Origin of the sequence: Nonomuraea sp. C10 (genome assembly GCF_008017515.1) — a bacterium.
Classification (GTDB): domain Bacteria; phylum Actinomycetota; class Actinomycetes; order Streptosporangiales; family Streptosporangiaceae; genus Nonomuraea; species Nonomuraea ferruginea.
In genome coordinates this window covers 1,402,208-1,424,689 of record NZ_VPFF01000003.1, presented here as the reverse complement: position 1 = coordinate 1,424,689, position 22,482 = coordinate 1,402,208, and the positions used below count along the sequence as shown (strand labels likewise).

Sequence of the window (22,482 nt, the reverse complement as noted above, 5' to 3'; positions counted from 1 at the left end):
GGTCCTGCCCATCGACCCAGACCGCATCTGCGTCCGGAGTGCTACAGGCCGCCTGGAGAAGGTCGACATGGTCGCTGAGGACCCAACGCGGGATCTGCGCCTCGTCCTTGAATTTGACGGTGTCTGGTGGCACGACAGCCAGACGAGGCGTCAGCGAGACATGGACAAGGCTCGTCGCCTACGAGAAGCCGGCTGGACCGTAGTACGGATTCGTGAGCATCACCTCGAGAAGCTCGACGCGAAGTTCGACGTCATAGTCGGGTTCAATGCTGATGAGGATGATGCCACCCTGACGGTGCTCGACCACCTCGTTAGCCTGGGAATTGTCACTGCTGCCGAGGTTGATAACTATCGTGCGGCTGGAGGGCCCAGGGCAAGCGGCCAAGCCGAGGAGTGGATCCGGGACAAACTTGGTGAGCGGGCACTGGGCGAGGACCGTCGCAGTCACGCAGAGGCGTGGTCGCGCATGCATGCCGCGCTCCTGGCTTTTGAGGCGGAATCCGGACACTGCCGCGTCCCTGCCGACGTTCGGATCGAGGGCGTTGACCTTGCCCGATGGGTACATAAACAGCGAACCACCTATCGCAAAGGAAAGATGGCTCCTGAGCGGGTGAAAAAACTGCTGGAGATTCGCTCGTGGTCCTTCGAGTCCCCGCATGAAGCCGAATTCTGGGACGGGTACCGCCGATACGTGGCCTGGATAGAACGTCGCGAGCATACTGCCGAAACCGCAAGCGAGCAGCTCGACTCCCGCGCAGCGACCATCTGGGCCAGCAATCTGAGGAAGCGCCGACAGAGGCTCCAAGGCCGAAGAGAAGATCTTCCGCCTGACCAGCTAAAAGCGATGGCTAATGTTCCCGGCTGGAGATGGGACCCATTCGAGGACGAATTTCAAGAAAAGTTCACAATTCTGCAGGAGTTCGTAGCCGAGACCGGTTGTACCACCGCAGACATCAAGCAACGAGATCGCTGGAGGGGCCATCGTATCGGATCGTGGATTAATACGTGGCGTACTCGCCGTGACCAACTTCCCCCAGAGCGTCAACTGCTCCTCGAAATGCTGCCCGGTTGGACGTGGGCTAAGCATGAGGATGCGTGGGAAAGCAAGTTTGCCGAACTCGAAAAGTTTGCTGCCGTACACGGACATACCAAGCCTTCCCTTACTGCTGCGAGCGAAGACGAGCGAGCCCTAGCCCGCTGGAAGCGGAATAATAAGAACCGTCTTCAAGGAAAGGATGATGAAAAGGCGCAGCGGTTGCGCCGGTTACTCGCCAGGTATAATGAGCAGTTGCCCTGACGTGTAAGCGTCGATAACTGGCGCTCAATGCTAGTGCTGTGGGGAGCAGCTGCGCATGCATACCGGGGAGGTATTTGCTAATGCTGCTGTAGCACAACTACAGATGGCCAGGCATCTGAGGGGCTCGCAAAAGTCCGTAAGCCGCGGCATCGGAACTGCAGATCGGCGACTGGCAGCGTTGCACTCGAAGGAAGCCAGTAGGCCGTCCAGCCGGTTGTACCAGCAGAAACCCTTGGAACTCGGGAGGCACTCTTTGAGTTGCGTGCCGACGGGGAATCGAACCCCTGATCTTCTGTTTACAAGGGGAGGGCAGGTACCTCGTCAGTGGCCTCCTCCCCTGCTGAAGCGGTAGTTACGGACCGATACCAGGCGATCGCGTAAGACGGTGTTGCTGTATGCCGCTGCTGTACAGCATTCCTCGTGAGCTGCAGTCGAGGACGAGGTGCTCGGAGTGCTCGACGACGAGCGCGAGACCTCTGCTGCCTGCCGCAGAAGGCGACGGCGGGGAACAAGGTGCCCTGTTCCAGCGACGAGAAATGCTGAAAACCAGAGGGCGACCCGGGGCAGCGGCGATGACTTGCCTGCCTCGGGTCGCCCAGTGGCACTGATGAACCGGGTGCCGGCCCACCAGCTCGGCCTCCTTGGCCTGCGCCTCGGCAAGCAGGCCCTACCAGCCTCGTCCACACCGCCAGGGTGCGCCCACCGTCTCGGCCGCGTCCAGCCGCCCCTTCTAGATCGCGCGCACGCAGGTCGCGGGCACGTAGGCGGTCCGGCCCGCAGGGGTGGTGACCCGGTGCCAGTCGTACCCGACCCGCCCGCACTTCGTGTATCCGGAACCGTTGGGGTGCTCGATGCCGCAGCTCGTGAGCGTGGTGCCGCGCGGTACCACCCTCAGGACCTGGGCGTTGGTGAACGCGAACTCGCGGAGCGCAACCCTGGATCCGGTCACCTTGACCTTGTTGCACACCACCGCGGTGCCCTGCTGAGCGCTGTCCGCCGTAGCCGGACCGGCCGCCGCTGGCGGGACGGCCCCAAACGGGACCAAGAGGGTGGAGGCGACTATCAGGGTGAACTGCTTGATCATAGAGGCACTCCTTTAGCTAGACACACAAAGTGACTGACACATTACACACCGTCGCCGAATGTGCGCCAGCGCTAACGCCTGTTTGTCTGCTCCTCCCAGGGCGGGCCTGTTCTGCCACAGCGGGGCCACATCGTGAGCAGTCATGAGCCTCATCAATCGGATGCCCCGATGACCCCCGCGTCCTTCCAGACGGCATGGGACTACCCCCTTTCAACAAGAGCATCGGGTGATGCCTGGGCCAGCATCGCCAGAGAGCGCCTGATTTATGATCCGGTCATCTCGTAACTTGGTGGACCTGCATAGCGCTCTGCCCTCGTAGATCTGCATGATCTCGGATGCACCATGCAGCCATCAGCGGAAACCTATCGATCAGGAGCATGACCAGGAGTTACTGGTGCGACTGGCTCTCGTCGTTTCTCGCTGTTCTCGGCCATCCCACGGAACAGTGACGGAACAGGGCAGGGGTGGCTCACGGCGATACCGAAGAAGGGTTCGCGACTCATCACCGTCGATGCACCGTATTCTGTTGGTACGCACGTCGCAAGCCCACGTACTGCCAGGAGAACAGTCCATGTCCAGAAAACCTGGACATGGACAGCTATGCTGGTGTCATGGCAACTGCGGGAGAGACGCTTCAGGCGACTCTCAGTGAGAGTGAGTACGGCGCCCTAAAGGTGCTAGCCAAGAGCACCACCCCACTCTCAGGCCGTAAGGTGGCGGCTGCCCTGGGCGTTTCCCCAACCACAGCAAACAACGCGCTGGCCACCTTGTCAGAAGCTGGGTTCGTCACCTGGAAGAAGTCGGGGAAGGCGGTCCTGTGGCAGCTCGCGGTCTCGAACCCTTCGATCAGCGTCTGGCTGGAGGAGATGATGCCCGATAGCGCAGCGTCTTCGAGCGGATCGAGCCCGTACTCTACGGGTGGCGGCGGTGTTCGTTTGGAGCACTCTTATGCGGCATGTTTAATTGCTGGATTCCTCGCGGGCGACTCCCTGCCGGAGCTTGGTGACGCCGTGTCGGTCGACACCATTCGACTCCAGGCGAGCGATTCGAGCGACGTCGATGACATTCTCATCGAGGGTCGCGACGCTCACGGCGAGATACATCGCTCATCGATTGCCGTCCGCAGGAATCCTGCCCTTACGTCGAGCGACAGCACTTCAGTTCCCCTGATCCGAGACTTCTTGGCGGTCGTCACGGACCACTGGTCCGAGGCGTCTTCGGGGCGGTGGCGGATCGTCCTCGCGGTGTCCACGAACGCCAACGCGATCACGCAGCTCGCTGAACTCGCGGAGCTTGCTCGATCCCTTCCGGGCGCGGCTGCTCTGGCGAATCGCTTGACGCAGACGGGACGAACGAATGCAGATATTCGTAAGCGCTACGACGCCATCGAAGCTCTGGTCAGGCAAGCGTCGGCCGGGCTCGTTTCAACCAACGGATTGGGTGCGGAGGAGCTGACCTGGCGGCTCCTCTCGAGTCTCAGAACACGAAGCCTGCGCTTGGAAAGGACGGACCGGGCAGACCGAACTACAGCAGTCACCGCACTGCAGCGCGTGATTCGCGACGGCACGCCTGCCACGGCAGACGCACTCTTCTCGCGGATCGAAGAGCTGGTGGGGGAATGGGCGCCGCAAGCGGCAGTACTGACGCAGTCCGTGATCCGCCGGAGCCTGAGTAACTACCCGCTATCGAGATCCTCCAGGTTCGCCAGCGCGTGGACTACATTCGACCGACTCGGCGTTCGTCTGCGCGAGTCGATTCATCCGGCCTTGCGGTCGACCTCACAGTCGCTGGAGTTGGAGCGCGCCGAGGAAAGATCGAGTCTCCTTCAGGCCATGCGGTCGGTGGGCGTATCCACTAGCGCTCTTGTGGTCACCGGCGACCCAGATGTCGGGAAGTCCGCCTTGTCTCTACGCGTGGTCGAGGCCCTCGAAGAGGAGGGCGCGGCTGTCTCCAGCCTCAGCTTGCGTGATCTCCCCTCTACGCCGGCGGAGCTTGAGACCCAGTTGGGCGGATCCGCCATCGACGACGTCATGGCAGCTGGGGAAGTGCGTCCCATCCGCCTCCTTTTGGTCGATGGCGCGGAGTCTGTTCTCGAAGGCAAGGGCCAGATCTTCCGGACAGTCGCTACAGCTGCTCTCAGGGCTGGTTTCGGCGTCGTGGCCGTCACGCGAAGCGACGGCTCGCGTCAAGTTCGTGACGAGCTGGCACGAGCCAAAGAGCTGGCTGGATCAGGTGGCGCTCCGACCGAACACGTCGTAGGGCCGCTGTCTCACGACGAGCGCCAAGCACTTTCGGCGACCTTCTCTGCACTCGCGCGCCTGGGTAGCGACCCGCGCGCGAGTTGGCTCCTCGGCCGACCAGGCCTTGTTGACGTGCTGCTCCGAACCGGCGCGACTCTCGACCCAGCCGACCTGCTATGCGAAGCGGATGTGTTTTCTGCAGTGTGGCGGAGCCTCATCCGTCGAGATGAGATTCAGGCCCCCGGCGCCGCCTCACCAGATGATCGCGAACAAGCCGCCCTGAGCGTGGCCAAACGAACCCTCGGCATCGCCGCCACCGCACCCCATGGAACCGGCTCCGCTGAGCTGCGCTCGGACGGCGTCCTCCGAGTCCCCAACAACCCCGCCCTATCGCCTGGCGACGAATTCGCAACCGATCTGTTCCGCGACTTCGCACTCTGCCGGCTCTTCATCACGCACGGATGGGAACCCCTTGCTTCAGCCGGAGCCCCGCGCTGGTCGATCCGAGCGGCTCGCCTCGGATGCCAGACCGCACTGCTCCACCGGGGCGACTCAAGTGGCTGGGCGAACTTGTTGACGACCTTCAGTGAGATCGCTAATGCTCAGGGCGACAGATGGTTGGAAGTACCGTACGAAGCCCTTCTGACACTCGGGGATGCCGAGTCAGCCATCCGAGAGTTGTGGGGGACTCTGACGGAAAAGAACTGTGCTGCCCTCATGACACTGCTGCGCCTCGCCGAGACTCGATATGTAACTGGCACGATCGGTGATGTTCACGCACTCGCACCTCTTGTGAAGGTTGCCTTCTGCGAGCGACCCAAGATCGAGCGCGGACCGCGGCTCGGCAGTCGGGCAATTCATGAAGTCATCCAGAACCTTGTCCTGGCTTGGTTGCGCGGTATGGCGGGTACTCGCCCACAGCCAGATCCTCTCCGTCAAGACATCCGCGACGTCATCCTCGACAGTGACCCGCCGTTCTACAGCGACTTCGCAGTCGAGGCGCTCGCTTCTATGGGGGCAGACCTCGACGATCGAGCGGAGGCGTGGCTCCGGGAAGTCGCCGAAAATAGGCCAGGAGATCTCGACTCCGCTGTGGAGTCGGTGACTGTCGCTCTCAGCATGTCGCAGGCCCGACCGAAGCTGCTGCTGGATCTCGCCGAAGCCTACTACATCGAGGTGCCTGATCCACGTGATCACTGGGGCGGTGGTCATTCCCTCGACGATGGCATTCGGGATTTCAAGCACGGACTCACCCCTGGTTTCGGCGTGCCGCACGCCGCTTGGTACTACGGCCCCTTCTTCCGCCTGCTCAACACGATCCCAGTAGACACGATTGGCTTCATCAACCGGATGCTTGATCACGCGGCCAAGTTCCGAGTTGACAAGCTAGCAAGTCTCGACGACCACTCTGGCGGCTCCGAAGATCTAGAAGGCGTGCATCTCGATCTGCCTGGGATTGGTCATCGGCTTTATGTCGGCGACAGTCATGTCTGGGCGTGGTATCGCGGCACGAGTGTCGGACCGTACCCGTGTATGAGCGCGCTCCTTGCGCTGGAGCGCTTCATCGACCACCTTCTGGAGAAGCTGAAGCTTCCAGCCCAAACGATCGTCGAACTTCTCCTTCGCGACTGCCACAACCTTGCAGTGCCTGGACTGGTGGTGGGCTTCTTGACTCGACACCCTGACGCAACAGGCGTCCTCCTCGATCCATTCCTGGCATCCCCGGCCATCTGGCATCTTGAGGCCGCTCGCGTTACCGGCGACTACGGGTTTCGCGCACGCGATGCGGATGCTGACAAGTTGACTGGGGCAGACCAGCGTAAGCGCACCTTCCATGAGACCGTTGGCGCGATGGTAGTCAAGGCTCGGCTCGCTGGTGACGATGATCGACTCGCTAAACTCCAGGCGGTCGGCAACAAACTCATGGAGACTGCCCGAGCCGAACTCACGGACGCTGAGACTGACCACGACGACTACCTGGCAGTGATTGAGAGTTGGGCGGAAGAGTTTCGCATCGAGAACTATCGAGCCAGTCGGAATGGAGACCAGATCGTCATCCAATTTGAGCGACCCGAACGAATCGAGAGGGTCCTCGAGCCCCGCAATGCGGAATTCAAGACGACGAACGCTCTGTATGGCCTCCAGAACCGCTATGGGCGCTACAACGATGATCCCGAAAGCTGGCCCGTCGAAAGCCTCGATGAGGACCTTGCGGCGGCCCGCAGCCTCGTCGAGAACGACCAAGTTCCGGAAGACATGCTTTGGCCGGAGAACGGCCTCGTAGCCGTTGCCGCAGCGGCCGTACGAGCCCACGCCACGGGCCGCGCGACGTTGGATGCGTCCAATCTGACGTGGGCGGCTGACGCTGTGATGTGGGCTGCCGAGAATCCACGGATTGACGGGATGAGTTACAGCGGATCGTGGTTCTCGATGGGTGCCGACCGCGCCGCGGCCGCAGCCGCACCGCTGCTTCTTCTCGCACCATTCGACGACCTAGATCTGAACCGGCCGCGAGTGGAAAACTGCCTGCGATCCCTCGCGACCAGTCTCTTTGACGAGGTGCGTGCGATCTACGTCAAAGGCTGCGAGCCAGTTTGGGCCGCCCCATGCGACATCGACGAAGGTACACACGCATGTCGTCGGCACCGGCCGGCGTGGGTCGCCGCAACAGCGGGCCTGATTGACTGCAGGCTGGGGCCGTGGAGCCAAGAAACGCAGCAGCGGGAGCCAGATCCGCTGCCAGCGCCATTCCATGAGTCACTCCCGGCCGTTTCCGACGACCAGCTCATGGTTAATCGACTGCGGATGCCGTTGGCATGCATGGTTGACGCCCGCGGAGTCCCGTGTCTTCAGAGTGCAGTGGGCGATCTCTGGATGCCGCTCTGGGATGCCCATCGCAGAGGCCTCGCCCACTGGTGGAAGAAGAGATACGACCACCACGCACATATCACCCACGAGCCGATCGCTCAGCGAATGATCAAGATCGCGTTGGACGGCGACCGAGAACCCGTCAGGGCTCACATCGAGCATTTCGCCGCCGACTCAAACGCCCTGCACATGCTCTTCGACGGATTCGGGACCGTCTTCACCTATGACGAGGAGCTTCGACGATCCATGGCCGACTTCTGGCCATGGGCCCTGGAAGTCGCCCTTGACGCCGTCGGTGACGGCACCGGGCTGCGCTCACAGCACCACCGCTGGTTCGACTACATGACCGCGGCCCTGCTCCCCACCCCGAACGCAAGGATGTCGGACCCAGACATCGACAGCACTTTCGCTAGATGCCGCGAGGACTGGCTGCAACCCGACGCGCTCGGCCACCTTGCGGGCCGTTGGCTACGCCTCGCCCGCTGGGAGCCTAAAGCCGTCGATGCCGTGATCAAGTTCGCGAAGAGTGCGCCCCCGCAGTGGCAGACGACAACCGCGCTGACCTGGATTGAGTTGATCGTCGACGGGCGTTACGACCTCTTTGCCAACCGTCTCTGGTTTCTGGAGGAGTGGCTGGCGGAACTCCGCAACAGTGGCGCGGTCGTCGGAGACATAAAGAGCCGTTACCACCGAATTGTCGACGGCCTAGCAGTCGCTGGCGATCGAGCTGCCGTGAGGCTTCAGCAACTGGACGAGTAGTAATTTCAAGGACGAGTCCGGGCTCGAGCAACCGCAGGGCCGCCAGGCCCGAGGAACGGAAGCCGCGCGGCAGGATGACCTTCCGCTTTTCAGGTGTAGCAATCACCGTGGTCCCCCGTCCCCACCAGGAGATAGTCAGTCGTTCGCGGTGCTCTTCGTGTGCGCATGGTGGCCGACGTTGCCGTCAGCGTTGCCGTCACAGTTACCGCCATGCCCAGTGCCAAGGCCCGACGGAGGAGGGCCTTGGCGGCGATCGCCCCAGCCCGTGAGATGGGCACCGAAGTCCGCGATCGTCACGGCCTCAGCCCAGTTGCAACGGGGTTGTCGAACTTACTGCGCCGCGTCGGTCCGACATGATTCTGTCACTTTCTGTCAATATTTCTTCTACGGATGGTGACTAAGGAGGGCGCATGCATCATGGCGGCGACCGCCCCAATCCCTCAGACGGAGATCCCACCTCACGGCGTCGACCGCCGTACGGCATGTCGATGCGGAGACGGGTGCGCCCAGCCGGGGGATCGGACAGCTTCACCCGTCGGCGGTACGCGACGCCAACACCGCCGACAGGGTCGACCCTGCGAGCCTCCGGTTACCTGACCGGACTCGTTCTCGTCGTGGGTTTCCTCGCCTGCGCGGCCTTGGGCATCTGGTCGAGCAGTTGGGATGTGGATGGTTCCTCGCAACGGCAAGCCGCCATGAGGCCGTCATCCTCCCCTGTCACCGCACGCACCTCGCCGTCGTCGAAGCCCACGCCCAGCGCTGCGTCCTCGACCGCGCTCAGTTCAGACCGCGATGGGACGAAGAGCAGGAGGCCCAGGCAAGTGAAGAGAGCAGGCACACCGCGCCAGCAGGTCGAGGAGGTCCCCGGCGAAGTGCGAAGGCAGCCGGCTCGTGCGGCTGAGGGGAGAGCGGCCAGGAGCAAGGCGGCTTTCAGGGGCAGCAACAACAGGGGTGCAACACGGGGACTTGTCGCGAGATGCGACGACCTGTTTCCGCGGTCCCGTCGAGAGTTCCGCCTACGCAATCATGCTTGCCGTCTGCTCCTTGGAGGTTAGCCGGAAGGATTCCAATAGGTTTCGGCGATTGCAGCGACCATCTTGCGGATGTTTTCGGGATCATGCCCCGGTGGTTGGCCGAGCCGGGCTTTGAGCTTGTCAGCCAATTCGGTGGAGAGCTCCCCTAGCGGCTCATCAGCGAGGAGTCGGGCGAGCGTCTGCAGCAGTTGCACAACCGCGTCGCCTTCAAACCAGTTCAGCAAGGGCGCCTCTAGCGGCGGCTGCCGCCGGGCACCGTCGACCTGCATGGCCAGGAGGTCGGCTAGCTCCATGCGCTCGTAGCGCATCGGCAGACTGTCTGTAATCGCCACGACACTGACGGTATCGGTTGTTCGTTGGGTCGCGCTGCCGAATCCACGATAAGCAAGGCCCTGCAGCTTGCTCCCGTAGATCTCAAGAGGAATGAGCAGTCGCGGCGTCGGTGCCCCCAAGGCGAACCGAGGGCACCGACAATTAGGCTCGATCAGCCTCCAAAGAACAGCGGATCAGGCATGTATGGCGTTACATCGGACATTAGGAGCATCAGCGCGGTCAGCATGGAATCACCTCCTGCACATGTGAAGATACGGACCGTAACCATGCAGTAGGCGCGCCTCTCTCGCAACTGATTCGCTCGTACTCTTGTGTGCCGCCCCGCCAAGTCCTTGGCCTAGGACGATCCCGCTCCATGACAGAACAAGTGTCGGGAAGCTGCGCCGGGCAGGCTCGCCGGGGCAGCGGGCCACAGCTGATCCATGCAGCGGAGCGCCCCCGTCAAGTCGGCGGACGAGGCGGGGGCTCTCGCTTCAAAGGGGTCAGGCGCGCTTCCACCGCCATGTCGTCTTCGTGTATTGCGAGCACTTGTAACGCTTCTTCGTCGCCTTCGCGTACCCGATCTTGTTCCGGGCCGCCTTCGGGCAGTACGCGCCCGGCGTCACGCACCGCCAGACGTTGCCGTCCCGCTTGTACTTGCAGGCAGCAGCGCTCGACTGGGCAGTCGCCACGGGGGCGTAGACGGCGGCATGGGCAGCGGCCGGAGCGAGAGCGGACAGGGCAGCCACCGCCATGGCGGCGGCGATGAGACGAAGACGCATACTGAGCCCTTCGGTCGATGAGAGAAGAGACACCCCTGAGACGGCCGAGAAGCAGCTTCGGTTGTCGCCGAGCCCGGTTCTGTTGGCGCTCCAGGCCGCTTCGACAATGAGAAGGCCAGCCAGTTCCAGGACGAGGACGTGGTCGAGCGCAGAAGGCCGAGAGGGCGCGAATCCTCAACCTTCTGATCCGTGGCCAGTTGGAGATCGTCCATGAGCGGCTATCCAGATCACAATCGCCTGCTCAACGCCCCCTACGGCTTGATCAGTTTCCACGGGTACACCGGCGTATGGGGACGTTGTTAGCGAGATCCACCGCCATCTCGATAGGCGTGTTCCAGTAGAACGCGTTGAAAGCCGATCTCGGCCCGGCGCCCTCGTAGATTTGGGTGATCTTCGTCCCTTAAACCGCCTACCAGGGGCGATGCGGCGATCATGGCCACGAGCAGCGAAAAAGCTTGGGGTGCCCTGCATTGCTCTGCAGCACCTTTCACCCTCTCACGGAACGGCGACGGAACAGAAGTCGCTCCCGACGCTCCGCTTATGGACAGCAGATGATTACGTAGCGTGATGAGGAGTGCCGCCAGACCGCGCTACCCCATCGAGCGACGAGTCGGCACGGTCAGGTGACAGTCAGGGCCCGTCACCGGCGCAGCTCTAGGCACCGAGGGTGTTCCACAAGGCCAGGAGCGGCAGCGACGACGGACAATCGCCGAGGACCGCCCGGATATCAACGTGAGCGCACCCCATGACGAACACAGACTGTCGATCTACTCTGAACTAGACGTCACAGTAGGCGGCAGGCCTTCTCCGACGGCACGGCCTGCGACTGCCAGTCCCCGACACGGACGGAGGCTTGATCAGGTGGCGGGTGGTCGTAGCGAGTGGGAGCGGCAGCAGGCAGCTCATCGCCGCGAAGCCGAACGGCGGGCGCGCGAGGCGGCGAGGATCGCCAAGGAGCAGGAGCGCGAACGCCAGCGCAGACGCCTGAAACAACAGCAGGCCAAGGCAGACCGGAAGAGCGCCGAGATGGCTCAACGCATCGAAGAACTCGACCGGGTTCTGCTCGTGGCACTTCCGGTACGCCCCTTGTCCTTCGATCAACTGCAGGTCAGCAGCTCGGTGCGCCTCTTCGAGCCTCCGGGTCACCTGGCCGCCGCCGCGCCGGCTCCCGACTGGACCGCTTATGAACCGGCTCCACCATCCAGCTTCGGGAAGCTTTTCGGCGGCAACGCCCGCTATCAGCGAGAACTGGCCGATGCCCGCGGACGCTTCGACAACGCCAGGGCTGCCCACCAGAAGCGCGAAGAGCAGCGGCTCCGCGACCTCGATGCGGCACGTACGGCTCATGATCGCCAGGCCGCCGCCGACTCGAAGAGGGTCGCGGAAGCCAACGCCCACCTGAACCGGATGCGTGCCGACTTCGAGACGGGCCGGCCAGAAGCTCTGGAGTGGTTCACCACGAGGGTCCTGGAACGATCGGCGTATCCCAAGGGCTTCCCCAAGCTCTTCCAGGTTGCATACCGCCCGGAGAATCGTGACCTCGTCGTCGAGTTCGAGCTTCCGCCGCAGAGCGTGATCCCGAACGTCCGCGCGTACAAGTACGTAAAGACCAGGGACGCCATCGACCCGGTGCCGCGAGCACAGATCGAGGTCAGGCAGCGGTACGCCAAGCTTCTGGCCTGCGTGGCACTCCGCACGCTCCACGAACTCTTCGCCTCCACACCGGGCGATCTCGTCGAGGCGGTGGTGTTCAACGGCCGCGTCAACACCGTCGACCAGGCGACCGGCAAGAAGGTACGCCCACATCTGCTGAGTGTGGAGGCCGAACGGAGCGAGTTCGAGGATCTTGTGCTGGCCGAGGTGAACCCGGTGGCATGCCTGAAGCGGCTCAACGCCCTCGTCTCGCCGAACCCGTACGATCTTGAAGCCGTCGAACCATTCATCACCTTCGATCTCAAAAGGTTCCGGTTCTCCGAGGACATGGGCGTCGTGTCTGGACTGGACTCACGCCGTAACCTGCTCAAGCTCTCACCCACCGAGTTCGAGCACTTGGTACGGGAGTTGTTCGTGGCGATGGGAGCCGAAGCCTGGACCACTATTCCGTCGAAGGACGGCGGCGTGGATGCCGTGGCGACGAGCGACAACCTGTTCTTCGGCGGCGTCTGCCTCATCCAGGCGAAACGATGGGCAGGGCTTGTCGGCCTGGAAGCGGTCCACGCGCTCACGGGCGTGATGGCCGATCACAACGCGACCACGGGCGTATTGGTCACCACGTCGTGGTTCGGACGAGCCAGCGAACAGTTCGCCCAGCGCAACAGGATCACGTTGATCAACGGTGCCGAGCTCAAACACCTCATTAAGAGGCACCTGAACATCGACGTCATCCCGGGCACCACACCGCCGCGCAACGCCAAGGCGTCCGACAACCGGCAAACCGGCCGGCCTGGCCCAGCTGTTTAGTCTGCTGAACCTGACCGCACGAAGCTCGCCCCAGGAGCGGCCGTAGAGATTCTGCGTCTTCCGGAAGGCATCCACGCAGGTCAGCCCCTAATCACCCAATCGCAAGGGTGGGCGAATTAGGCGTTTTGCTATGCTTTGAACGATTTTTAAAGGGCGTCGTGACCCGGTATAAAGGTCATCACAGAACCTTCGCCCTCATCTGGGCTGGAACGTTCTACGATTCCCCATGCCCCTGCGGCGCTTACCTCATCATGCTTGTAGGCCGGTTTTTCGACATCTATGGCTTTTGCGGCTTTCCATCCAGGTGCCTTGAAGGTAGGTAGCGATGACCACGACATCCCCCCGACACTCAACATCCGGCCGCGACAGCGGCCCCGTACCGACGACCGTGCAGCGCGCCGTCGTGGCCGTATGTCGTGACGCCTTCTACTTCCGAGACGACGTTCGTGCCGTCTTCCTCCAAGCTGGGACGCCTCGGACTCTCTATGACAAATATGACGACCCGACTGTGTTCAGCAAGGCAAAAATTGCCCGAACCGTGCAGGACGAACTGACCAGTATGGGTCAGCCCGGCTTCCTGATCCAGCGCAAGATCGTCGAAGAACTCTGTCGGATGACACGTCCGCATTCCAAGGCAACCGACCAGCACGCGGGAGCAGCTGCTTTGGAAGAACTCAAGCGAGAGGCTCAGGCCGGACTGATCCTGGTTGATCCTGAGCAAGCCGCAATTGACGCGCGCCGAGCAGCCAGCCAGCGTCGAGCCACCGCTCTACAGGAGCGTCAGCAGCGCTTGGGAGACCTGCGCAGCGCCTTCCTCTCACAAAGCAGCCTGGTCCCGCGGACTGATGGCGAGCGGCAGGAACGCGGCTACAAGCTCGAGCGACTGCTGGCGGACCTGTTCCGGCTGCACGACCTGGAATACCGGCCGTCCTACAGATTCAAGGGCGAGCAGATCGACGGCTCCTTTCATTTCCGGGGGTTCACCTACCTCACCGAGGCCAAGTGGCGGATCTCGACGCCGACAGCTGGGGACCTGCTCGAATTCAAGGCCAAGGTAGACGGCAAGATCGACAGTACGCGGGGCCTCTACATCTCAATGTCCGGGTTCGATGACGACGCCGTTGAGCACGCACTGCGAACTGCCCGAGGTACACGCAACAACCTGATCCTTGTCGGCGGCCGCGACATCGCCCTCCTCTTCGAGGGCCGCTTCGGACTTGTCGACGCGTTGACCTACAAGATCGACGCGGCAGAGCAAGAAGGCAAGATGTGGCACCCACTGCATTGAGCTGGAATCCGTGAACACCCCCCTGACATGTGGACCCCCCTCAGCCCGTCCTGCGCGTGCCGAGGCGGCATGGTCCATCCCGAACAGCAAAGGAGACACGAGGACTTGTACATCGCGCGAGTACGGCTGCAGCGTTTTCGTGGATTCGCCGAACAGGTGATCATCCCCCGGCGACACGTGGCGATCGTCGGAGAGCCCCGGGCAGGCCGAACAGATCTGATCACAGCCGTGCGCCGGGTGCTCGACCCACGCAGCACGTCCCGCGCCCCTGATCTGTCCGACCTGCACCAGTCTCCGACACCGGCACAGGGCAGTGAGGAGGTGCTGGCGACCGAAGTCGAGGTCACCCTCCTCGGCCTCGACCCGGCCAGAGAGCAGGACCTTCACGAACGTCTCGAACTCATCGACCCCAACAGCGGCCTGCCAGCCGACCAGGAGCAAGGCCATCAAGGACAGTTGGGCGTGCGAATCTGCTACCGGCTGTATCTGGACGAAATCACAGGCGAATACGAGCACATGTGGCTGTACCCGGCCACGGGTGCGGCTGTCCCCAGAGCTGAACGCCTGCTGCTGGCAGTAGTGGTCATCGGATCCAGCCTCCCACTGCAACTGCGTGCGGGAGGCGTACTGCGCCGGCTCGCCAACGACCTGGACGCCGATGGGTTGGCGACGGCTTTTCGGGCCTTGGGCAAGGACGTGACCGCGGCCACGGGGAAGCTGGCAAAGGTGAAGGGCGTCGAACAGAGCATCACTGCGATCCTCGGCACTGGAGCCGCCCAATTGCTCGAATTGGACGGACCGAACCCTCAATCCGCATTCGCGTTCACGAGTGACGACGGTTCCGGTGAGGCCGTTCTGCGGCGATTGCAGGCGACCTTGGCACTGGACGGCCCCGTCGCACTCCCCTTGTCGTCGCACGGGTCCACGACGTCCGCTGTGCTGTCGGTGGCCGAGGCTATGGTCGCCTCAGCCGCCGATCTCCCCGGCGCCATCATCCTGGCCGACGACTTCGGTGACGACCTCGACGCGGCAGCCGGCGAGACATTGGCCGCACTGCTCCGTCGCAAGAGCGGCCAGGCCTGGATATCCACCCGACGCCCCGAGGTGGTGCGCGCATTCGACCCCACCGAGGTGCTGCGGCTGACGTGCAGCCATGGCGAGCGTCGTCACCATCAACTCGTGCCGACCACCGATCGCAAGCTTCGCGTGGGTCGCCGCTCCCTCTTCTTGCTCCTGCCCGCGATGACCACAAAGGCCGTAGCCCTGCTGGAAGGGCCTCATGACCTGGAGGGCTATGGCGCGGTCGCCGCCCGCCGCGTACAGGACAGCGGCACCTTGCCTCCTTCCGCCTTTGGCGTGCGGCTGGTCGCCCCTGGAGTTGCCGACGGCGGCAAGGACCAGTTGCCCAAGCTGGCCCGACTGGCCAACGACCTTGGATTCCACGTCCGTGTCGTGCTCGACAATGACAAACCGGGCAGCGATGAGGGGCTGATCGAGGAGCTGAAGCCGCTCGTCGAGCAGATCATCCGACTGCCCGCGTGGACGGCCATCGAGAAGGCTCTCGTCCGCGGCCTGCTTCCTGATGACTTGAGGTCGGTGCTGGCCTCGCTCAATGACGATTTCGGGCTTGGCCTGGACGTCCTTGCTGTCGATGACCTAGAGGGCTGCCTCGTGACGCAGCTGAAGAAGAAGGGCGGTCTGCACCAGCCTTTCGTTGACGCACTCCCATCCGGAGCCATCCCGCCGCTGGCCGCCGCGGTCCTCGACGCCCTCAGCCGTCCCTGTGATACACAGGTCCTGGTGGAGGTTGGCACCGCCTCATGAACTACCGGCCGACTCCCTCCCAGCGAGCCGTGATCGACGCCTCGGACCCAGTACTGCTCGTACTGGGCGGCGCCGGCACCGGCAAGACCACGACAGCAGCCGCTGCTGTCCGATCGACCCTGCAAAGGCTCGACGAACAACTCCAAGGCGTCGAGCCATCGAGACTTCTCCGAACGCCGCCCGCACGCGCCCTGTTCGTCTCATTCTCACGCGCGGCTGTCGCCCAGATCCTGGAACGCACGGCCGAGATCCTCGGCCCCTTCCAGTCGAGAGTGGAAATCACCACCTACCACGCGCTCGCCTACCAGCTGATACGCCAATACGGCACCGCCATCGGTCTGCCCACGCCGACGCTCGCGACAGACTCGGAAGCCAGGCTGTTCGCACAGCAGTCGACGCTTCGCTACACGGATCTGCTCCCCCACGCGCTACATCTTTGCGGGCTTCCGGCGATCGCCGATCATCTGCACGCACGTTGGTCTCTGATCGTTTGTGATGAATTCCAAGACACCAACGACATGCAGTTCCAGTTTCTCAATGCCATCCGCGGCAACGCCCAGCTGCTCTTGCTGGGCGACCTCAACCAATGCATTTACATCAATTTGCCCGGCTCCACAGGGGTCGGTCCGCAGCGGCTTACCGACGCTCTCAGCCTGCCAGGTGCACGGGAGCTGGAGTTGCCTGACGTATCTCACCGCGATCCCAGCGGGGTTCTGCCTGCTGCGGCCGCTGCAATCCGGCGCCGGGAGTTCGGGCACCAGGCCGTGATCAAGGCCATTGCCACCAACCGTCTGGAGGTGCGAGCGGATCTTCCACAGGACCATGAAGCGGCTGTCGTGGCGTCCGTGGTCCGCGAATTGCGAGACGAAGGCCGTACTGTCGGAGTCTTCAGCCACCATGTCGACTCCACCACGATGCTGTCCGATCAACTGTTGATCCATGACATCGACCATGAGGTCATCGGACTTCCCGACTGCATGATCGCGGCCCTCGACGCCCAGCATGCCATGGTGTCCTTCGCGTGCGGCGAGATCGAGTGGACCAATGTCCGGCAGCGCCTGGCAGTCTTCGTCTGCAGTTGCGTGCGCGGTAACGCGATCCCGCCTCTCGCCCACGCTCTGCTGAGCAGAGCGACCTTCACTGACCTCGAGGTCGGTCTCGGCATGCTGCGTATGAGACTGGCCGGCTGTGATCCGGTCGCCGCCACCGACCTGGCGAGCCAGGCCCACGCGATGCTGAGCCTGCCCCGCGGGCAGCGCCACTGGCAACGCGCCGCGCAGCTACTGAATTCGATGCTGAGTCGCAGCATGCGTGTCACTCGATCAGCTGCCGTGCTCACGAATCTTGCCAAGGCAGTAGAGCAACAACGGGCGGGGTTGCTCACCCATGCCACGGGAAACCGACCTGCGCCTGTACAGCTCATGGGCCTCTATCAGTCCAAGGGGCGCGAGGCGGACGCCGCCGTCGTGGTGCTGCGCAGCACCGACTACTTCGGCAACGAGCCTCCACCCTACGAGTCTGGGTCTCGGCTGCTGTATGTCGTCCTCACCCGGGCTCGCCGTAAGACAGTCATCCTGCTCTTCGGCAGTTCTCCACCGCCACTCATCGAGCCTCTGGCTGAACTCGGCCGGCAGACCAGACTTTCAGCGGAGGACAGCAGCTTGGATTCGGAAACCTGCGCTGACTCAATCGTCGTAGGTCCATGAGGCGTCCTTTCCAATCGACAGTCCGAAAGGTCGCGGATGAGCTACTTATAGAGCCAGGCAATTCCTGGACTCATTAGTCCGGCTCAATAACCCAAACATCGATAGTGGCCCCCGGGAGCTCGCCCGCCCCTGCAAGGCGCTTGACAGCCGAGATGCGTTCGACTCTGTCATCGGCGGGCTGCGGCGCCCCTCGCCATGCCCGTGTGCCGAAGATGCCCTCCATCGCATCGAGGGTGGGCTTGATGAGGTTATCCAAATCCCAGACCTCGTTCGCATTGCGGGCCGTAGCAAGCCGGAACTCCAAACGGATCGCGAAGCGCGCAACCTGCGGCTCCACTCCGCTCTCAACGACGGCCAATCGAACAGCATCTTTCCAGGGCTTTTCGTGAGCGGTGGCGAAGGTAGCAGGCCGACCGGTCACCTGAATCGTCACCACGTGCCGATCTGTCATGCGCTCCAGGATCGCACGCAGCCTGGGCGCGGCTAAGAAGACTCCGGCTACCTTGTCCCGCATCCGCGACCAGGCCTCCCACCTCGTTTACGGGCAGGAGGCTGAATGCCTGGTTGAGTGTCTTAGGTGGTTTCCAACCGCTCCAGTAGAGCGGATCGGCATGAGAATCGCCGTTCTACGGAGCCTCGCTGCATGTCAGGGTCCCGCCACCCCGCTTGCCAAGATCCTTCCTTCAGAGGCAGAATAATGTCCCTACGGAGGTGTTCCAATGGGAAATGGATACGGCACGTGCACTTACTGCCACAACGGTCGGCATGACATGTGCAATGAGAACCGGTGCGCTTGTGCCGATAACCACCACATGTGATGTGGTTTCTCCGGCTCAGTATGGGATGGGGAACGGTTTGGTAGCTGCGACAGAGCCGTCTACTGAACAGAGCTGACAAGCACGAAGGCCCGCTCCAGGTTCCCCCTGGTAGCGGGCCTCTCTGCTGTGCGCAGCCGAGAGAACTCTAACCCCCAACCTTCTGATCCGTAGCCGGATCAAGGCTGTCCATGGATGTCCGCATCAGCCTTCTCCTCCTACTAACGGCTATGCGGCTCCTCCGGAGATTCCACTACCGTCCATGGTCATCCAGGAGCGTTGTTAGCATCCGCGTTAGCAAGACCGCTGCTTAGCCCGCGCGGCTCGGTGGCAAGCGGACCCGGAGCACAGGCCCCCAAGGCCCGAGCACCGGAAGCCGCGCGGCAGCACTTCATTATGAGATGCCATGATCGTCCACGTTGGTGCACTGAGGTGCTCCGCTGCCTGTCACCGTCACTTTCAGCGAACCAAGAATCGCTCGGTGTCCCGCCCGCTGGTAGACCCGCCCGGATGACCCTCCTGAATGCTCACACTTCGAAACCTAGCGGCACGACAGGCATGCCGCCCGAAACAACGTCACACTGTACAAGGTCTCCAAATCCTTGAGCGTCTCAGGGTGGCCTTCCCCATAGCGCCTCTGATCCATTGATGCTGCTTCCTTAGCAGCATCAATGGCCTCGTCGTGGCGATGCAACGCAGACGCAGCTAGAGCCAAATGAACCAGCACTGAAGGAAGGACCTGAACTGCAGGTCCGCTGGCGGGGCGCAATATTTCTATGGCACGCGTCAGATCCTCGTATGATTGCTCCAAAATAGCAAGATTGTCCGGAGCTCCGCGATGCAGCTGGAGCCTACCCCTAATGCCAAGAAACTGACCCATAACCGGGTGGCCATACATCCATTCCGCCATTTCTTCATGCGCTTGGGTCAAGAATTCTTCCGACTCGGAAAGGCTCCCTGCATCAATATTTGCGTCAGCCAACGATAGCAGCATTCCTATGCGGCCTAGCCTCTTAGACCGAACCTGGGAGGCCGGCTCGCTGATGGAAAATACCGAATGTTCATGCCTCAATAGCGCGTTCAGGTCCATGCGATCCCGAGCCAAAAGAGCAGCGTCCCCATGAATAGCCTCGTGGATGTGAGCCGGAGTCTCAGGAGTTGTCTCCAGTAGGCGAAGTGCACGCCGGTTTTCATCGATCGCTTCATCCCTTCGATTGAGCAGCCACAGGAGTTGCGTCCTTGAATGCATGACAACTAGACGCGTCAAAGGATTCTCCTGAATGAAGTCGTCCACGTTAAGCAGCCTAGTCAGAGCTTGGTCGGCAATGGTTCTATCGCCAGCCCATATAGCAACCCTAGCCAGCATTAGCCACCCTTCGACGATATCCTCATCGCGACCGTGAGATATCAGGAGGTCCATATTCTCATCGAGCAAGAGAAGGGCTTCATCAATCATTCCTAGACGCGTCATGGCGGTCACAGAAAAAAACCTAAAGCTATATGGTGCATGATAAGATATATCGCCTCGATCCGCACGCTCCACGCATTCGCTAAGAAGCGGCCCGATGTACATCTGTGCCGATTGATAGTCATGCATATCGAGAAGGTGCTTTACGACCTCAGAGCCTGCGGCGATAACACCAGGCCCGTACACATCCAGCTCAAGTGCTATCTGAAGGCTTGCCTCGAGATGTATTCTGCATGCTTCCTGGGTCAATTCATCCATACCACCACCGTGCTCTTCGTCCGCAACGATTGGGCAGAGCAAAAGGCCGAGAGCTGCAGTGAGCCATTCCTTTGGCGTTGCACTTTGATCAAGGTTTCGAGCAATTAGCCTCACCATGGGGTGAGTAGTAATTCCAGTGGAGTCGCGACGGACAAGGGATAGTCTTATCAATGCCTCCAGGGCGGCATCAAACTTCTCCCTGTGAGATAGGCTCAGCCGACTTTCCCATGCAACTCCAGACATACGGTTTGCCTTTGAAGTGTTTGGCTGTTCATTTTGGTCTGGATATTCTCCTACAAACGGCCATAGTCCAATGAGAGAGAATATATCTTCCGGAAGCCCGCTGGATCCCATATAAGAGAGAATGGCGAGCAGGCTGCGCGCCAGTGGCTGCTTCTCCTCTGCAGCCGCCATGCTCAACCTAATTGCTTGAACGATGGACCGCTGATATCCGCTCGCTTCACCCTTCTCTAAGATCTCGACGGGGGTTCTGTCGATCCTAGAGATATACTCTGGAATGCTGTATGTCATTAGTCTGCAGTAATTGACCGCTTGTGCTATGGCCAAGGGGTGGTCGTGAAGCTTGTTTGCAAGAAGATCCAGATCTGCAGTCGAATGTCCTGGCAGTAGTCCCTGTGCATAAGCAACACTCTCACTTCTAGTCCACGAGTCAAGCGCAATTCGGCTGTATCCATCGTCTACGTTCGGGATAGTGCTCGTAATTATTACCCTGCAGAGTGATCGTCTCGGGATGAGGCCTTGGATAGTGCGCGGATTGACAACACCATCCAAAATTAGAAGCAAGCTGCCATTTTCTGGAAGGCTTGGAGTAACCGGACCTCCGCCTCCAGCAACCGCAGGGCTCGAATGGAGGGCTAGATCGGAAAGCCCCAGATGTGTCAAAACGTTGATCACTTGCGATCGCATACTTGCGTCAATATAGATTGGGCGGAAAGCATCTCTGGTGGCCGCGTAATGCAAGGCGAGAAATGATTTGCCTGTACCGGTTAGACCGTGAATCACAACAGGCGAGACCGGCATGCCACTACCTGGGGCTAGCAGTTCATCCAGTTTCTCCAGTTCTTTCTGCCTGCCTGCGAATAGGGGATCGGCTGTCCAACGTCGCCCGACGTCGGATGGTCTTAGCCCTTGGGATTCGTCGTAACACTGTAGAAGTTGTGCGCGGATCCTGGCGGCCGATATATACTGGCGATGACTCTGGTAATCGCGTGTCAGGATTACGTGTTCACGCGTGGTAGCTCCCTTCGCGGCTTTAGTTGCATCGCGACTTTGCGGAATATCAGTGCCAGCCATTCGAATGATATTCAACAAAGCCAGATACACTGTATCTGCATGGGAGCGAGTCCTGCCCTGTGAGATCAAGAATTCCTCAATCCGTCGGACCGCTACGTCCGTTATCTCCTTGCGTCGTGGCAGCGGCTCCAACGGCACTGACATTGCCGAAATGAACTCAAACGCTTCGTCCGTGGTGCAGCCTATTCTTTTAGCAACGGTCGGTGCGATTTTTGCTACATCTTCGGGCGAATGTGTGGTGCACGCCTTCCAGAGGTCCTTGGCGGGTCCCGAAAATCCAGCATTGCTGACGAATGCAACATATGCTTGTTTCTTTGTTGCTAGCCATGCGGAGTAGAGATCTTCAAGAACGGATTCTTTTGAGAGCGTGGCCCATGTCCAGTTTGAGTCAGCCTTGTGGTTCGGTTCGCGGTGCTTTATTGATACTAGTTCAGGGCGGCCTTCGTGGGGGATAAGAATGAAGTCGGTGGAACGCTCAACGTAGATACCCATCAGAGCGGGACTCATCAAATGCGTTGCTAGAGTGATGGCAATGCATTCGTCCTGGTACTCATATCTTGCGCGTGTTTCAGGCGCAGTGTTGGCCAGATCTGGCGACAAAAAGGTCGATACATCACTAAGTCGTCCATTTTCGCCTACGTGAGCGTGATGCGGCCCCATTGCACAAAGGTAATACCAAGTGGTTGCTGGTGGAAGCCCTGGAGGGCTCGCATGATGACCACGACTGGCCACTGTGCGTGCGGGCGGCGCTGGCCGCGACCGGCCGAAGAGCCGCAGCGCGGCCAGCGACCGCCCGACACACGGCAGGCCGCCGCGGGCGGCCTGCCCTTGAAGACGTAGAGAAAAGTCTCATCCGGCGATCTTGAGAGCCTTGAGAGCCTTGTCGGGTCCCACTTCGCCATCGGTGCTCGACCTGATCAGCATTTACGTGCGGGCCAGGCTCGCGTCGACCTGCTGCAGCCCCGCTACCGGC

General features: G+C 61.4%; 11 protein-coding genes. 6 read left to right on the top strand and 5 right to left on the bottom strand.

Annotation, left to right across the window (positions count from 1 at the left end):
- Positions 1-67 precede the first annotated feature (67 nt).
- On the top strand, positions 68-1,297 hold the full coding sequence (locus tag FR742_RS46190) for a Helicase associated domain protein (RefSeq protein ID WP_261809010.1): 1,230 nt from the start codon (positions 68-70) through the stop codon (positions 1,295-1,297).
- Between the two features lie 730 nt (positions 1,298-2,027).
- Here the strand turns inward: FR742_RS46190 and FR742_RS38355 are convergent.
- Positions 2,028-2,381, bottom strand: coding sequence for an SH3 domain-containing protein (locus FR742_RS38355; RefSeq protein WP_148036140.1), 354 nt, complete (start codon positions 2,379-2,381; stop codon positions 2,028-2,030).
- Between the two features lie 464 nt (positions 2,382-2,845).
- Here FR742_RS38355 and FR742_RS38350 point away from each other — a divergent pair, with 464 nt between their 5' ends.
- The gene (locus FR742_RS38350; RefSeq protein WP_148036139.1) at positions 2,846-8,248 is read left to right on the top strand and encodes a hypothetical protein; all 5,403 of its coding nucleotides are present in this window, start codon (positions 2,846-2,848) and stop codon (positions 8,246-8,248) included.
- Positions 8,249-9,299: 1,051 nt separating this feature from the next.
- On the opposite strand, the gene FR742_RS38345 is transcribed toward FR742_RS38350, so the two are convergent.
- Positions 9,300-9,614, bottom strand: a complete 315-nt coding sequence (locus FR742_RS38345; protein WP_148036138.1) for a hypothetical protein — start codon at positions 9,612-9,614, stop codon at positions 9,300-9,302.
- A gap of 483 nt (positions 9,615-10,097) precedes the next feature.
- Positions 10,098-10,376 (bottom strand): hypothetical protein, encoded by a 279-nt coding sequence (locus FR742_RS38340; protein ID WP_148036137.1) that lies wholly within the window; start codon positions 10,374-10,376, stop codon positions 10,098-10,100.
- A gap of 861 nt (positions 10,377-11,237) precedes the next feature.
- On the opposite strand from FR742_RS38340, the gene FR742_RS45470 reads away from it, so the two are divergent.
- The 4 genes from FR742_RS45470 to FR742_RS38320 all read left to right on the top strand — a co-directional run bounded on the left by FR742_RS45470 (position 11,238) and on the right by FR742_RS38320 (position 17,654).
- Positions 11,238-12,836, top strand: a complete 1,599-nt coding sequence (locus FR742_RS45470) for a restriction endonuclease (RefSeq protein WP_222709259.1) — start codon at positions 11,238-11,240, stop codon at positions 12,834-12,836.
- A 325-nt stretch (positions 12,837-13,161) separates the two neighbouring features.
- Complete coding sequence (locus tag FR742_RS38330; protein ID WP_148036136.1) at positions 13,162-14,124, top strand: restriction endonuclease; 963 nt, start codon at positions 13,162-13,164, stop codon at positions 14,122-14,124.
- 105 nt (positions 14,125-14,229) lie between these two features.
- Complete coding sequence (locus FR742_RS38325; protein WP_148036135.1) at positions 14,230-15,948, top strand: hypothetical protein; 1,719 nt, start codon at positions 14,230-14,232, stop codon at positions 15,946-15,948.
- Complete coding sequence (locus FR742_RS38320) at positions 15,945-17,654, top strand: UvrD-helicase domain-containing protein (RefSeq protein ID WP_148036134.1); 1,710 nt, start codon at positions 15,945-15,947, stop codon at positions 17,652-17,654. Before FR742_RS38325 ends, FR742_RS38320 begins: the two co-directional genes overlap by 4 nt.
- A gap of 73 nt (positions 17,655-17,727) precedes the next feature.
- Here the strand turns inward: FR742_RS38320 and FR742_RS38315 are convergent, their stop codons facing one another.
- Positions 17,728-18,105 (bottom strand): RusA family crossover junction endodeoxyribonuclease, encoded by a 378-nt coding sequence (locus FR742_RS38315; RefSeq protein WP_148036133.1) that lies wholly within the window; start codon positions 18,103-18,105, stop codon positions 17,728-17,730.
- 905 nt (positions 18,106-19,010) lie between these two features.
- Entirely contained in the window at positions 19,011-22,001 is a 2,991-nt protein-coding gene (locus FR742_RS38310; RefSeq protein ID WP_148036132.1) for an ATP-binding protein, read from the bottom strand.
- Positions 22,002-22,482: the final 481 nt, after the last annotated feature.